The sequence below is a fragment of the Vibrio mytili genome (genome assembly GCF_049563345.1).
Lineage (GTDB): Bacteria > Pseudomonadota > Gammaproteobacteria > Enterobacterales > Vibrionaceae > Vibrio > Vibrio mytili.
On sequence record NZ_CP110481.1, the window covers coordinates 1,210,137 to 1,225,210 of the forward strand.

15 protein-coding genes are annotated in these 15,074 nt (G+C 44.5%); 2 read left to right on the forward strand and 13 right to left on the reverse strand.

What is annotated here, in order from left to right; genetic code table 11:
- Window positions 1-152: 152 nt before the first annotated feature.
- The 6 genes from ONE56_RS05645 to ONE56_RS05670 form a co-directional block, all read right to left on the reverse strand.
- Window positions 153-629 carry a glycine zipper 2TM domain-containing protein gene (locus ONE56_RS05645; protein WP_041156560.1) on the reverse strand — a complete coding sequence of 159 codons (477 nt, stop codon included), beginning with the start codon at window positions 627-629 and terminating at the stop codon, window positions 153-155.
- A gap of 112 nt (window positions 630-741) precedes the next feature.
- Window positions 742-1,353: a CDP-alcohol phosphatidyltransferase family protein gene (locus ONE56_RS05650; RefSeq protein ID WP_041156559.1), complete on the reverse strand. Its 612-nt coding sequence runs from the start codon at window positions 1,351-1,353 to the stop codon at window positions 742-744.
- Window positions 1,343-1,993 (reverse strand): ATP-binding cassette domain-containing protein, encoded by a 651-nt coding sequence (locus ONE56_RS05655; protein WP_423840380.1) that lies wholly within the window; start codon window positions 1,991-1,993, stop codon window positions 1,343-1,345. The genes ONE56_RS05650 and ONE56_RS05655 overlap by 11 nt, the downstream gene beginning before the upstream one ends.
- Window positions 1,959-3,668 carry an ABC transporter permease gene (locus ONE56_RS05660; protein WP_423840381.1) on the reverse strand — a complete coding sequence of 570 codons (1,710 nt, stop codon included), beginning with the start codon at window positions 3,666-3,668 and terminating at the stop codon, window positions 1,959-1,961. Before ONE56_RS05660 ends, ONE56_RS05655 begins: the two co-directional genes overlap by 35 nt.
- A 9-nt stretch (window positions 3,669-3,677) precedes the next feature.
- Entirely contained in the window at window positions 3,678-4,823 is a 1,146-nt protein-coding gene (locus tag ONE56_RS05665) for an ABC transporter substrate-binding protein (RefSeq protein ID WP_041156556.1), read from the reverse strand.
- Window positions 4,824-5,133: 310 nt separating this feature from the next.
- Complete coding sequence (locus tag ONE56_RS05670; RefSeq protein WP_423840382.1) at window positions 5,134-5,580, reverse strand: META domain-containing protein; 447 nt, start codon at window positions 5,578-5,580, stop codon at window positions 5,134-5,136.
- 173 nt (window positions 5,581-5,753) lie between these two features.
- On the opposite strand from ONE56_RS05670, the gene ONE56_RS05675 reads away from it, so the two are divergent.
- Window positions 5,754-6,002, forward strand: coding sequence for a DUF1289 domain-containing protein (locus tag ONE56_RS05675; RefSeq protein WP_041156554.1), 249 nt, complete (start codon window positions 5,754-5,756; stop codon window positions 6,000-6,002).
- 80 nt (window positions 6,003-6,082) lie between these two features.
- Here the strand turns inward: ONE56_RS05675 and ONE56_RS05680 are convergent, their stop codons facing one another.
- The 7 genes from ONE56_RS05680 to ONE56_RS05710 all read right to left on the reverse strand — a co-directional run bounded on the left by ONE56_RS05680 (window position 6,083) and on the right by ONE56_RS05710 (window position 13,782).
- Window positions 6,083-6,310 (reverse strand): hypothetical protein, encoded by a 228-nt coding sequence (locus ONE56_RS05680; RefSeq protein WP_041156553.1) that lies wholly within the window; start codon window positions 6,308-6,310, stop codon window positions 6,083-6,085.
- A gap of 372 nt (window positions 6,311-6,682) precedes the next feature.
- Window positions 6,683-8,383, reverse strand: coding sequence for a bifunctional UDP-sugar hydrolase/5'-nucleotidase UshA (gene ushA / locus ONE56_RS05685; protein WP_041156552.1), 1,701 nt, complete (start codon window positions 8,381-8,383; stop codon window positions 6,683-6,685).
- 540 nt (window positions 8,384-8,923) lie between these two features.
- Window positions 8,924-9,202 (reverse strand): 50S ribosomal protein L25, encoded by a 279-nt coding sequence (rplY, locus tag ONE56_RS05690; RefSeq protein ID WP_041156551.1) that lies wholly within the window; start codon window positions 9,200-9,202, stop codon window positions 8,924-8,926.
- 222 nt (window positions 9,203-9,424) lie between these two features.
- Window positions 9,425-10,774, reverse strand: coding sequence for an ATP-binding protein (locus ONE56_RS05695; RefSeq protein WP_423840383.1), 1,350 nt, complete (start codon window positions 10,772-10,774; stop codon window positions 9,425-9,427).
- The gene (locus ONE56_RS05700) at window positions 10,764-11,423 is read right to left on the reverse strand and encodes a response regulator transcription factor (RefSeq protein ID WP_041156549.1); all 660 of its coding nucleotides are present in this window, start codon (window positions 11,421-11,423) and stop codon (window positions 10,764-10,766) included. Before ONE56_RS05700 ends, ONE56_RS05695 begins: the two co-directional genes overlap by 11 nt.
- Before the next feature lie 91 nt (window positions 11,424-11,514).
- A complete protein-coding gene (locus tag ONE56_RS05705) occupies window positions 11,515-11,952 on the reverse strand; it encodes a PepSY domain-containing protein (protein WP_041156548.1) in 438 nt (145 codons plus the stop codon).
- 78 nt (window positions 11,953-12,030) lie between these two features.
- A complete protein-coding gene (locus tag ONE56_RS05710; protein WP_423840384.1) occupies window positions 12,031-13,782 on the reverse strand; it encodes a DEAD/DEAH box helicase family protein in 1,752 nt (583 codons plus the stop codon).
- 154 nt (window positions 13,783-13,936) lie between these two features.
- Here ONE56_RS05710 and rsuA point away from each other — a divergent pair, with 154 nt between their 5' ends.
- Entirely contained in the window at window positions 13,937-14,641 is a 705-nt protein-coding gene (gene rsuA / locus ONE56_RS05715; protein ID WP_041156546.1) for a 16S rRNA pseudouridine(516) synthase RsuA, read from the forward strand.
- The last annotated feature ends 433 nt before the right edge of the window (window positions 14,642-15,074 follow it).

Sequence of the window (15,074 nt, forward strand, 5' to 3'; positions counted from 1 at the left end):
TTTTGGATTGCACCATGCTATCAATTTGATGTCATTTGAACATCATTGTTGGGCGTTGATTGATGTTCTATTGACAGTGATCAAGTTTAAGAATCACATAAGCCAACGTAGAGAGGGTTCTTAACGTTGACTTATCTTAGGGTGAAAACAAATTAACGAGGTACGACGCGAGCATCACCGCCAGACATGTTGATTTGCACTTGCTGACCTGGTTGGAAAATCATATTGGGGTTGGCTTCTTGAACAATAGAAATGATTTTCCCATCTTCCAAGCGAATCGTCAGGTTAACCCCGTTTCGCTTCGCGGTTGCTTCTGCCGTTTTACTGCCTGCATAACCACCTAACAAACCACCACCAATAGCAGCAATATCCGATCCAGAACCGCCGCCAACTTTGGAACCTAATATACCACCAATGGCCGCCCCAGCGATGGTGCCAACAGCGTTGGATTGGGTGGAGGCATCAATTGTGACTGGTTCGACTTTCTCAACGGTACCATAGTAGACTTGTTGCACCTTGCGTGTATCTGATGCGCCATAAGCATCACCGTAAGGGTTTGGAGAGCTACAGCCTCCCAAGGTCAATATCGAGACGACGAGTAAGGCGCTTAGCTTGATGTACTGTGGCATAAAACCTCCAAATCATTATGATCTTAGAACAGTATAGAACCACAGTGATGTCTCTGCTTTGTAATTCACTCTGCGGTGATGAAATCATGTCACGGTGCAGTATATACGTGTGTCATTGCGACTTTAGCGTATAAAATCCAGAATAGATTCGTGTCATTGTTGTAAACCAACATGCCGCTCCGAATACATAGGCGATGATGTCAAAGGACGACGGAAACAGACACACAAGTACGAAACAAGCAATGGTCTCGGTTCCTTCGGTTAAACCACTCATGTAATAGAGCGACTTGTTCTGATAGGTTGGGTTTTCGATACCACGCTTACTTGCCATGATCGCAAACGCTAGGAAGCTGCTGCCCGTACCGACAAAAGAGAAAATTAAAAATGCACCAGCGATGGCGTTTTGTTCCGGATTCGCCAAAACAAAGCCGAACGGAATCAGAGAATAAAAAAGAAAGTCCAAACTGATATCAAGAAACCCGCCTGCATCAGTAATACCTTGGATTCTGGCAAGCGCACCATCTAATCCATCGCAAATTCGATTGATCACGATGAAGCCCAATGCCAATAAGTAGTGTTCTGCCGCCAGCGCGGGCAAGGCCAAACAGCCAAGCACAAAACCAAACAGTGTTGTTTGGTTGGCGGTAATACCGCATTTGTTGATGTATTTTGCGCTTTGAGCCAGCGGCCAGCGGATCAGTTTAATGCTCATTTTATCCAGCATCTTGGGTCTCCCATGGCCAGTTTATACACCGACTACCTGGTGGTATGTCGTCTTCATCGTGGGTCACCATTAAGGTTGGGATATTGGCCTGCTGTAGCTGTTCGACCACCCAACTACGAAATTGAACGCGAAGATCTTTATCAAGTTTACTGTATGGTTCATCCAAAAGCGCAGCTTTGGGCTTAGCTAACAACATTCTAGTGAGCGCGATGCGGGCTCGCTGACCGCCAGAAATCTGTTCTGGAAATGAGTGTGCGACCTTGGTCAGTGAAATGTTTTGCAAAGCCTCCGTCGCACGATTCGTTCGTTCAGCGCCTTTGATCGAATCTGGTAAGGCAAAAGCAAGGTTCTCCGATACGGTCAAGTGAGGGAAGAGCAGATCATCTTGAAAAAGAATGCCGACGTGACGCTTGTGCGCGGGCAGAGAATCAAGCGCTTGTTCATCGAGCATGATGGCCCCAGAGTACACAAACTCTGCGGATAGATGCCCCGCGATAGCATCTAACAGAGTGGACTTACCGCAGCCACTAGGCCCCATCAGAGTGACAATTTCGCCTTTTTCGACGTTTAGACTAAAGGATGAGAAAAGCGAATCGCCATTGGCTTTACGGATGGCGAGGTTTTCGAGACAAAGACTCATGTTGGAGTAAACCTTTTTTAGATAATCCCCGATACTGACCGTGAAAACGGCTAAGTAGCATCGCTAACGAGAAAAACAGTAACGGCAAAAGCGCTTGCCAGATAGCATAGATGGCAGTGACGCGCCGATCAAAGCCACTGGACAGAGCGACCGCTTCAGTGGTTAATGTGGATATGCGCCCAGCACCGAGAACAAGCGTAGGTAGGTATTGAGCAAGGCTCACGCTGATACCGACCGCCCAAGCAAATACGATGGCAGGTAAAAGAATGGGCAGTTTGACTTTTATCCATGCACGCATTGGCGATTTACCGAGGCTTAAAGCAACGCGTATCAAGCCATTGTCAAAACTTCGCCACGGACCGTCCAGCGCTAGATAAACAAATGGAAAGGCAAAGAAAATATGCGCCCAGGACACCCAGAAAAAATAGGCACTGCTGTTCAAGTATAAAGTCACCACCTGCATGCCAAACAATACCGATAATTGAGGAATCAGCATCGGTATAGCAATAATGTATCCGGGTATCTGCCAGCGGTGGCGCAATCGGTATTCGTGAGCGACTAGGGCCAAGAGCAACGCGATAGAAGCACTAATCAAGGCGAGTACTATGCTCTGTTCTATTGTGCCGAGAATAGTGCTCCATTCGTATTGCCAAAAGCGTAGACTATAGCGACTAGGCAGGATATCCGGAAAACGCCAACGCTGCGCGAAACTCCAGATAATCATCAATGGCACCATCGAAAGTGTGAACAGTCCAATGGTGCAAAATAGCGTTTTCCCGGGTAGCGGAAAGCCAGTGCGTCCTGAGAACTGCCAGCGTTTGTACCCTTTGGTAATACTCCATTCAATCAGACGAGTTAATCCAATGAGTACACTGGCGAGTGCAAATAAAATCAATGCTCCAGCGGCGGCTCTAGGTAGCAACGCCAAGTCAGGATCGTTGAACCATTGCCATACGAGAACGGCAAAAGTAGGTGGATTTGTTGGGCCGATAATGAGGGCGACATCAACGACTGATAAACTGTATGCGATAACGGCAAACATTGGAAAACGAAGCTTGGTCAGCCATTGAGGAAAAACGCACTTCCACCATGTTTGCGTTGAACTGTAACCCATGGATTGACTGATTTTTTCAATTTTGCCGACGTGTAATTGCTGCAAAATAGGAATACTCATTAGGAGTAAAAAAGGCACTTCCTTAATCGCAAGCATGATGATTAACCCTAGGGCGTAGGGATCTTTTATCAGCAACGCTAAGTCGTGGACAGTTTGGGCATTAGGGTCGTATCCAATCAACTGATTGAGAAAACGAACTCCCATGCCTGTTGGAGCAAACAAAAAGGCAAAGCCAATCGCAAACGCAACGTGTGGCATTGCTAGAAGGGGAGATAAACTTGCTTCCACTTTTCGCCAAAATCGAGTACGCCAGGTTGACAGCAAGATCGCGAACGTCATCAAGCAAGCTAGATAGCTGCTAACAATGGCAGAGTAGAGCGTTAAACCGATGGATGTCCAAACGCCTTCCCATTCGAACACGGAAAATAAACCGTCTAATGAAAATTGGTGCAAGCCGATAGGGGGGATATAACCGAGTGCGGACAACACAACTCCGAGTAGCCCCGGAATCGTGGGGAAAATACACACGGCGACAATAACGAGATACAACGCTCTTAACATGGGATTGTTCTAATTTCCGTACCGTTTTAACCATTCTTTTTCTAACGCAACCTGCCAACTTGGATGTGGCTCGGCAATCGATTTAAATTGTTGTGTGTTCTTTGCGGTTCCTGTCAAAAAAGAGCGGTTCAGTACTGACGGGTCACCCCAAATATTAATGTCACCTTTACGTGATTGCGCCTCTGGGCTAAGCAGGAAGTTTATTGCAACTTGGGCCCCTGCATTGGCATTGGCGTTCCAAGGAATGGCAAGGAAGTGAATATTGGATAGCGCACCGGCATCCATTGCGTATGCTGTTGTTGTTTTTGCTAAGCTGCCGTTCGATTGCGCCGAAAATACTGCATTGGGATTGAAGGTAACCGCAAGATCAATCTGGCCATCATCCAGCAATTGAATCATCTCCGCTGTACCACCAGGAAATTGCTTCCCGCCCCGCCACGCAACAGGATGAAACGCATCTAAGTATGTCCATAGAGGCTTGGTCAAACGATCAAACGCCTCATCGGTAACGGGCTGCTGCAACGCTGGATCATTATCAGTGAGTTCAATAAGCAGTGACTTAACAAAGCTGGTGCCATGAAACTCCGGTGGGCGAGGATAGGTAAGACGATTCGGAAATGCTTTGGCGTAATTGAGCATTTCAGCAAAGGAATGGGGCGGATTGTTTAACGTTTCTTCGTCATGAATGAACACGAGTTGACCAACACCCCAAGGTGCTTCTAGGCCTTCTGTGGGCTCAGAGAAGTCCGTGTCGACAGGCAGTGTTTTGTCGACAAACTGCCAGTTTGGTAAATCTTCGACAAAAGGGCCAGATAGGAGTTGGTTATCTTTCATCGATTTGAAGTTTTCCCCATTAATCCAGACCATGTCGACACTGCCATTACTGTTTTTTCCCGCCGCCTTTTCCGCAATTAAGCGCGTTGTAGTTTCGGCGATGTCGGTCACTTTGACATGATTTAACGTCACATTGTAACGTGATTTCAGTTCCTGACCTGCCCATTGAATATAGCGGTTGATTTCTTGGCTGCCACCCCAAGCATGAAAGTAAACCGTTTGCCCGTCAGCTTGTTGCTCGATTGTTTTCCAGTCCTGTGCGAAGGCGCCGCTTGTCAGTGTCGCGGCTAAAATGCAGGTGGTGCTTAGTAGCTTTTTCATATGCCATCCATGTAATTTTGATTGGTTCACCTAAAAGTTCACCAAAGATTTTCCAAGAAGTCGTTATAAGGATAGTAAGCCATCTGTGGTGATTATCAATGCCAATGAGGAGTACTTTACTCATTGAATCAAATGATTACGTTCCAATCGCTTCTATGGCTAAAACCCACTCATTTTTGTTGAGTGATTTTGGGTTCACTTGGGTCTAGAACTGTATGACCGGACGGTATTGAAAAAGATTTCAGTGGAATGTGAATATTTGAATGGACACAAAAAAAGCAGCGCGTGGCTGCTTTTTCCAAAAAAGGTGTTAGTTCATCCAGTCACGGAGTTTGAAGGTCAATTCGTGCTGTTTGTTTTTTAGCACCAAGCCATCTTTTGTTAGGATAACATCACTCCAGTTGGTGAGCGTTGAGGACATGGCTTGCTCGATAGTCATAAGTTCACCAACACACATCTTCATTGTCATACCCATTTTATCGATGCGCAACTGGCTATTTTTTAGCTCAGCTTGGCCAAAAAAGTTGTTACAACCTGCGGTGCCGTTTGCTTGGAGATTTTCACCAATTTCTAAACGAGGCGCTTTCTGATTTTCTTTTAGGGTAATGTCTTGACCATCTATTTGGGTCAACTCCCAATTATGGTGTTGTAAGTCTTGAGCCGTAATTTTTTCCACATTATCATCCTTACCAGCACATGCGGTTATGAATAAAGGTAGGGAAATTGCTGTAACTAACGTTTTTAGGCTAAGCTTCATGTTATAGACTCCGTTTGTAAAAACGTGGTAAGGATAACAAATAACATACTGTTTTTTGTCAGTATTTGGTTATTTAAGTGCTGTCTTTATAGTAAGTGAGTGTAACGCAAATAGTTTGACTAAGTAACGTCAAGTTATCGTTTTTGAGATTAATCATTGAGAACGGTTTTAACATGGAGCAATTGGAATTCTTTACGGTCCCAAGCCCTTGCGTCGGCATTTGCACCGCTGACGAAAAAGGCTATTGCAAGGGATGCATGCGCAAAAGAGAAGAGCGATTTAATTGGCTCAACTATACCGCAGCGGAACAACTGCATATCATAAAACTTTGTCGTCAGCGCTATCGAAGAAAAGTGTTAGCAGGCAAAGTCACGACTGAGCAGCCAAAAGAAGACGTCTCTCCCCAGCAAGATTTGTTTTAGTTTGCTGAAATGATACGGCGTATAACTGCTAGCGGATTTGCTCCCGACCCATGCAAGGGGTGAGTCGGGAATGCCCTGTCTTATTTCATCTTCATTGACCAATTGTCACTGACCCAACCTCCGGCTTGTTCATCAAAGTGGCTTCCGGCAAATCGATGGTTAAATTCGGCATCTGATTTATTGTTAGGGTGCTCATCCATTATTTGATGGATATATTTTGCCATGGGATCCGTACAAGCATTGCGCTCTCTACGTGTGACAACTTCTTTTATCATTTGAAGTCTATAGCTTTTGCTGGCTCGTTTCATTTTTCACCTCCTGAACTCGATGGCAGCATCTGGATTATTGACGCCCATATTGCTGCTCATTGAGATCCGCGTTGAGGCGATTCTCCATAGTATGAAGTCCAAAAACGAGTTGTTTGAGAGCAGTGTTAGTAACGCCATTCATGCCTTTCTCTCTCACTCTCAACGCCGCTTTGATTGTGCGGAACCTGATTTAATGAGCCGATATACTTATTGGAAAGACCTTATCAAACATAGAACCCGGAGACAGGAGCGTCAACCGAAAGTGTGAACATTTTTTGAACGTTTTTTGAAGGCGAATAATTATCAGGCAGTTAGAAAAAAACCGGAGCATCAACGCTCCGATTTTGGTTTAAACTATGATGAAAAATCCAGTTAGTTAACCGTTGCAGGGCACCCTGTCACCGATTCACTGTTACTAAAGTAGCGAATGTTGCCTAAGTTCTTTTCATAATTGGTCGCAGAAATTTGTGGATGATTGACGAAAAACTCACGCAGTACTGAAGCATCAGTCATTTGAGTAGACTCGACATTAATAACAGGGTAATCGTCACCGCCAGCCGCACTAAAGCTAATCACCGCGAAAGTGTAATTGGCATCTAAGTTGAACCCTTTGCCGTTAATATCAGTGATTGAGACAGATCTCGCATCACAATCGACGTCGAGGGTAATGTTGTCTAGTTGTGCATAGGCACCTGAACCTGCAGACTTAGTTGCCACAACATCGAGATAATCTTTGACCTCCTGACCTGTCATAGTTGCCTTGGTCACAAAGTTACCAAATGGTTGCACAACCAGTACATCACGATACGCAATGTCCCCCGCTTGAATGGAGTCACGTACACCCCCCGAGTTCATTACCCCAAAGTCGGCATTGACCAAGTTATACGTGCGGTATGCTTCACCAAGTAAATGACCTAGATTCGTTTGCTGAGAACGTACTAAATTACGGTCACCTTCAAGCTTGCCATCTGTATTTGAGATAATAATATCAAGCAGATCTTGTCCCTGTTCTTGATAAGTACGCAATGTTTCCTGTACTTCAGGATCTGGTTGGATATGCTCACCGATGACTTCATCGTTATCGTCGAGTAGGTTGACTGGAATCAGTGCATAATTTGCGAGGTGGAGTTTGCCATCGAAGTATTCGAAATCTGCCCGTCCAACATATTTCCCCCACTCATGAGCTTGCATGATGTAAGTGCCATTTTGCTGGTCCGGCGTACAGTCGTCACCGGGGGAGAAATCCGCATATTCGTTTGTGCCTGGCTCCATACATACTGGATTTTGCGAATGGCCGCCGATTATCGCATCGAGCTGACCTGCTTCAAGTGAACGTGCCAGCATGACATCCCCAGGGGCTTCACTGCCATAGTTGCCGTTATGATAGTGCCCCATATGCGTTGTCGCAAATACAAGGTCAACGTCTTCGTTTTCCTCAATTTCTTTCAATACCTTCTTAATCTCGACCTGAGGATCTTCAAAATAGATGTTTTCAACGTTGTCTGGGTTAACCAGTTTCGCGGTATCTTTTGTGGTGAGACCAACAACCGCGATATTGAGCCCGTTAATGTTGAAGACCTTGTACGGTGCGAAGTAGCGTTCATCCGTTACATTGCCATCCGAATCTTTCTTGTAGATGTTTGCAGCTAGCATAGGGAATTCAGCTAACTCTGCTTGCATGTCAAGAATATCTAAAGCGTTGTCGAATTCGTGATTGCCTACCGCCATCGCGTCATAGCCAATCATATTCATTCCTACAAAGTCTGGTACTGCATCTTGCATATCAGATTCTGGCACTCCGGTATTGATGTCACCGCCAGAGAGGAGAATAGATTGACCACCGTTGGCTTCAACCTCTGCGCGGATAGATTGGATTAAGGTATGACGGGCTGCCATACCGTATTCGCCATACTTGTTATGCCAGAATCGACCATGATTGTCATTGGTGTGAAGCACAGTGAATTTTGTGCATGAATCAGCAGTTTCACAAGTAACCGTTGTCGTGCTGTCTGCCCCGCATCCGGCCAATGCTGCACCAACGGAAAGTACCAGGAGAGATTTGTAAAACTTCATAGGAGGAGATCCTTATCGTTGTGTTTTTGTTATTGTTTCGGCGTGAAATATACGGAAATAATGTGAAGTTTTAGTGATCTGAGTCTGATTTAACTTGCTGATAAATGGGCGAATCGTTCAGGTTTTAGGGTGGGTCGACAAATAAACATGAAAGGTTTTTAGCGATGAGCGCCGTTTTGTTTTACTGCCTTTTTGTGACTAAGTTAATAGAATGGGTAAAGGTTGTATGAATTGCCTTACAAAAAGGTGTGATGCAGAATTGCTATGGTTAATTTGTGAACAAAATGGGTGATTGTACGTCAATCGCCCCTGTACTGGAGATAAGTGAGCAGTTAAGCCAATGGACTGTTGCTGATTGAGTATTTCAGGTGAGTTAGGTCTGATGAGGGATGGAAGTGGGAGTAAAGGCTTAAAATAGTAAAACCCCGGAGGTGGTAAGTCTCCGGGGTTTTGAAATTTTTTAGATATTTCGGTTGGTAAATCCGATTATCTTATTATGCAAAAGGTTGGATTTAATCCGAGTAATTCCTTGGTAGGGAATTAGATACGGATGAAGTCCATGTGTTCAACTTTAGGCTTGAACGCGTGACGTTGAACGTCTTGTGGCTTAACTTTAACTTCTTTGCCATCGATTACTAGAACTAGACCTTCGTAAAACTCAGGCTTGTCCATTTGGTTGATGACGTCATCGTGGTTAAGAACGATTGCTACTGCTGCTTCTTCACCGCCGTATACAACTGCAGGGAATTTGCCAGCGTGACGTAGGCGGCGGCTCGCACCTTTACCTAGTTCAGTACGTACTACTGCTTCGAATTTCATAGTATTTACTCTCAATTTAGTAAAATCAAAATTTCACAAACAACAATGCGACCTTGTCGTTTGTTCTAAAGCCTGAAACAGGAACTGCTCAAGCGAGCGCGGATACTATCACCCTCTACTATTTTCAGCAATAAAAATTGCTCTCAAACCACCAAAAAATCTCGGTTTGTTCTTGGATTGCGTGAATATTCTCCATCTGCGGCCTACCACTTCTAAATTTCCTCAGAGTCGAGTGCTTTGTAATATCAGTGTGGCTTTTAGTCCACCCATGTTACTTGCTGCTAAAGTTAATTGACCTCGGTAACTGTGAGCCATTTCCCTAACAATGTTCAGTCCAAGCCCCGAACCGGGCGTTGCCTCATCAAGTCGAAAACCACGCTGTACCACTTGGCTCAGTAGCTCTGGAGGGATACCTGGCCCGTCATCTTCAATAATAATCTGGGTATTATTTTTGTCTTGAACCGAGTGAACACGAATCATGCTTCGTGCCCACTTATAGCCATTTTCAAGTAAGTTACCCACCATTTCGTCGAGGTCGGCTTTTTCTACCGCGACGTTCAGTTCGGAGTCGAGTTCATTCACTAAGATAATATCTCGATGTGCGTATACTTTATCAAAAGCTAAAGCAATGGCATCGACACGTTCTGCTGGGTTGGCTTTTACCGAAAGAATATTCATCGAGCCAGCCATTCTCGCTCTACCAAGATGGTAATCGATTTGTGCTTGGATTTGATTCAATGGTTCATTAAAACGTGACTGAGTCTCAGGCTTCGATGCCTGAACTTCATTTTTGAGTACCGAGAGAGGCGTTTTTAATGCGTGGGACAAATTTCCCGCATGGTTACGTGCTCGTTCTAACAGTTCTTGGTAGTGAAAGAGCAATGCGTTGAGGTCGAATATCAGCGGGGAAATCTCTTTAGGGTAGGTTTCTTCGAGGTTCTTTTTCTTACCGGACTTCAATTCTGACAGTTCTTTTTGTAGTTTTGTCAGCGGGCTCAGAGACCAGGCGATTTGAAGTAAAATGACGGTTAGCAAGCCCGCAAAGAGTAACCCCAAAATCAACCAAAGTTGACCAATTAAGGGTTGCAAAGTACTTTTTATTGGTTCTTCATCGATACCAATAATAATGTGGATGGGACCATCGTAATCGGGCAGGTATAACGCTTTTTCAATGGTAATGAGTCGCTCATCACGTGCACCATAGGCATTTTTATCCAAGGGTTTATATTGAATCGTTTTGTCCCACAACGAACGAGAGCGTTCGAGGCTGGACTTGGTTGACGCACTCCAATACAAGCCACTGTAAGGGCGGTTAAAGCGTGGGTCGGATAGTTGAGATGTCAATGAAAGGTGACCTTGGTCATCGACCTCCAACTGAGCGGCAAACTCGTCCATGTAAATGCTCAATTGAGAACGGGTATCGTCCACCATGTAGTTATAGACCAGTGAAGGTATGGTGACCCCAGCTGCGAGGATCATTAGGCTTAACCAAACGACTGCAGCTAAAACCAGACGACTTCGAATACTCAGTTTTTTTAAAGCATGGATCGGAAATTTATGCTTAGTCGACATTCAGTTTATACCCTAAACCACGAACCGTTTTGATGATTTTAGGCGCAATTTTTTTTCGAATGCGACCGATAAAGACTTCAATGGTATTCGAATCTCGATCAAAGTCCTGTTTGTAAATGTGCTCAACCAGCTCGGTTCGGGAGATAACCTTTTCAGAGTTATGCATAAAGTAAGCGACGACTTTGTATTCCAGTGCTGTCAAACTGATCTCGTTTTCCTGCCAAAATACTTTCGATGATCGAGTGTCTAAGCTTAGATCACCGATTTGCATCACAGGTGACGCGTTGCCAGAAGCTCTTCGGAGTTGAGCTCGAATACGCGCGATAAGTTCAAGCATCTCAAAGGGTTTCGTAAGATAATCATCCGCTCCGGCATTTAAACCTTCGACGCGTTCGCTAAGGGTGTCACGGGCACTGAGTATGACGACAGGTGTGTTAATGTTATTTTCCCGAATGCTGTTAAGGACGCTCAGTCCATCAAGCTTCGGTAGACCGAGGTCAAGCACAATCGCATCCCATTCTTCAGATGTTGCTCGATAAAGCGCATCTACGCCATCTTGTGACAGTTCTGGTACCCAACCGGTGCCTTCTAAGGTTTCTAAAATTTGTTCACCTAAAAGGGCGTCATCTTCAACAACGAGTATTTTCATATTATTCTGTCTTTAATTTAAAATTTGGTTGAACTTGTTGAAAGCGTTTCTGGACCGAGGTCGATAAAGACGACAGCAACGTATATCGACCTTAGTGGTGCTGTGGCTTTAAGGCTTTGTTGAAGTTGCGACCTTTGACTTGGAGCATTTCTAGTGTAGCCGCGTCATATTCGACTTTGAGGACGCTATTGTCGAACAAAATTTTCAATTCATAAACCCACTCGTTGTTATCCTCATCCAACTCTACTTTTATGATGCGTCCAAATAGGTCTTGTTCTACTCGAACATAAAGCTCAGAAAATGGGCGAATATGTCCTTGCTGTACCGCGCGATAGACGTCATCTTGGTCTTCGTCGAATTCGACTCGTGCTCCGGGCATGTCCATATCTTGCACAATAGCATGGCCATTTTGAGGCACATGGTTGCTTGTGCTTGTGACGTTTGTATTCGCTAGGCCTGGAGCCGTATGTAACAGTGGGACTAATCCGAGAACCAACATAAAGTTTCGGGAATGGTATGATTTATTCATCGTAAAACCTTTTTGGAAAACTTATCGCCAATATACTCATAAAGATATGAACAGAACGTGAACCTATTCGATGACCGATTAGGTAAGTTCATCTTCGAATATTTTGTCACGTAACTTCCAAAAGCGTCCAGATTTTCGGGCGATAACAAACTGAGGTAAACGGAAACGATGCTGATTGGCGACAACCCGCGTTGGAGAAGCTTCCTCAAAAGGTCGATGTTTATCCGCAAGGTGAGGGCGAACAAACTGATCTTTAAACACCTGTTTCTGTTTTTGAGTCGTCAGTGACCAGAACTCATGCACCAAAGCTTGACCTTCTCCTTGGTAGGACTGACCAGAATACGTGACTTTCAATTGAGACTTTCCGTTATCTGATTTAAATACGGTTAGGTCCATTTCTGTACATTCAAAGATCAATGCGTCTTTGAGGTTAAGTGCGTCTTTTAACTTTTTGTCCGGATCCACTAGGGTTGCATCGCATTCGTGACAAATGCGAGCCGCGATATCGTTGTCAGCTCCACATTCACCGCAATATTTGGCTCTAAAGCGATAACCACAATGCTCACGTTCCCCCGTCACCTCATCTTCAAAGTAGCCTTGACAGCGACGCCCAAAATGCTCGACAAGAAAACCGTTGCTGTCTAGCTTGCCCCAAAAGTTATTATTAAACCCACAAGCCGGGCAAGGTATGGTGATGATCTCGCTATCTGAGTCCGGTTTTGGGTCACCAACTTCCGGTTGGTATAAGTCGTAGCTATTGCCCGCGTAGTCGAGTACCAAACACTCGGTTTTTCCCTCTGATAAACGCAATCCTCGTCCCACGATCTGTTGGTATAGGCTGACGGATTCTGTGGGGCGTAAAATAGCAATCAAATCAACATGAGGGGCATCAAAGCCGGTGGTTAACACTGACACATTGACGAGGTACTTGATGTCGCGATTTTTGAACGCTTGAATAATTGCATCACGCTCTGGGGTTGGTGTATCACCAATGACGATTTCGGTTTCGCCTACGGGCAACAGTCCGTGAATTTCTTGTGCGTGTCGAACCGTGGCTGCGAAGATCATTACGCCTTGACGATCTTTTGCGTATTGCAAAATTTGTTCAACAATTTGTGGGGTCGCTCTTTTGGCTTTGTCTATCACCATGTCCATCTCAGCTTCTTTGTATCGGCCTGTATTGGTAGGCTTCAACTGGGAGAAGTCGTAAGACAATACAGGTGCATCCATCATCCGAGCGGGAGTCAAAAAGTTTTCATCAAGCAAGTATCGAATCGGTAATTCAAATATACAGTCCCGGAAAAAGCGCGACTCTTCCGTTCTGACTTGACCTCTAGTGTGATATTGATAAATCCATCCCATACCTAATCGATAGGGCGTTGCTGTTAAACCAAGGACTTTGATGCCCGGGTTAAGCTCTGTTAAATGAGAGATGACTTTCTGGTAGCTGCTGTTTTTATCATCAGGTACACGGTGGCATTCATCGATAACTAACAGTGAAAATTGGTTCTTGAACGAGTCTAAATTTCGCACAACGGATTGAATCGAGGCGAACACCACTTGTTGGTCGGTTTCTTTTCGCCCTAGACCGGCAGAAAAAATTGAGCCTTTGAGATCATACCCTTCATATTTTGCGTGATTTTGCTCGACCAGTTCTTTGACATGCGCTAACACCAATACTCGCCCTTTGGCTAATCGAGCAAGCTCGGCAATCACGAGGCTTTTACCTGCACCAGTGGGTAGTACAATCACCGCGGGCGTTGAGTGTTTGCGAAAGTAATGGATGACAGCTTTAACTGAGTCTGCTTGATATGGACGAAGTGTATACATGAAAAAATGTGAAATTGCTCAACTATTCGATTTAGGATCGCTATAATACCTGACTTTTATACCCAAGTGACTTTTGACTTAAATAAACGGGTCTTGTTACCCGTTTATCTCAGCTCGTGAAGAGGTTGCTTAGGTATAATTCAATGAGGTATTCATGCGTTTAGATAAATACTTGTGCGATGCTCTGGGTGCGACTCGCAAGCAAGCAACAAAAATCATCAAAAGTGGCGAAATAACCGTAGACGGTGGCATGCAAAAGAGTGGCGCATTTAAGGTGCCTGAAGGTGCTGAAGTCATGTGGGAAGACCGTGTTGTTGGTGCGCCTGGCCCACGTTACATCATGTTGTATAAGCCTGCTGACTTCGTTTGTTCACATGAAGATAGTTATAATCAAACGGCGTTTGTATTGCTTGATGAACCAAAAATAGAAAATCTACACTTTGCGGGTCGTTTGGATGTTGACACTACTGGTTTAGTGTTAATTACCGATGATGGTAAGTGGTCTCACCGTATTACGTCACCAAAACACAAATGTGAAAAAACCTATCGTGTTTGGTTGGCTGATGCCATTCAACCTGACTACGTAGAAAAGTTTGCACAAGGCATCATGCTACGTAATGAACAAGAAGCGACTTTACCCGCGCAGTTAGAAGTGGTTAATGAGGCTGAAAATGAAGTGTTGTTGACGATTGTTGAAGGCAAGTATCACCAAGTAAAACGTATGTTTGCTGCGTTGGGTAACAAAGTGGAATATTTACATCGAGAGCGCATTGGAAACATAGAGCTCGATGCAACATTAGAGCCGGGTGATTACCGTTATTTGACACAACAAGAAATTGATTCTGTTTCTTGTCCCTGAATTTTGTTTCAGACTCAAAGCCATACAGGCAGATTGTCTTAAAAAGTGATTGGATGACATTCACTGCTCATCAAAAAGCAATTTGTTAACAGGCTCTGGTTTTTTTGTGAAAAATATCTCAAAATAACCATTCCTGCCAAAATATTTTAATGTCTGAATCATGTCGTATGCTGTTGCTGCATCAAACTAACTTGATTGGTTATGTTGTGGCAATGCCTGCGATCGCGAAAAACGTTCGTATGTCGTGATTAAAAATGGTGGAGTGCGCTCCATCATTTTAGTTTCGTGATAATCATTTTTAGTTGGCAATGTTTTGCTTTCCAATATCGAACTTGTCAGGCTGTCATGGTGTGCATTCGTCATTTATCACGCTTATACAAATGCAAATATACCAATGAAAAATGGCGATAGCACGACCACAATTAGAGGTAAT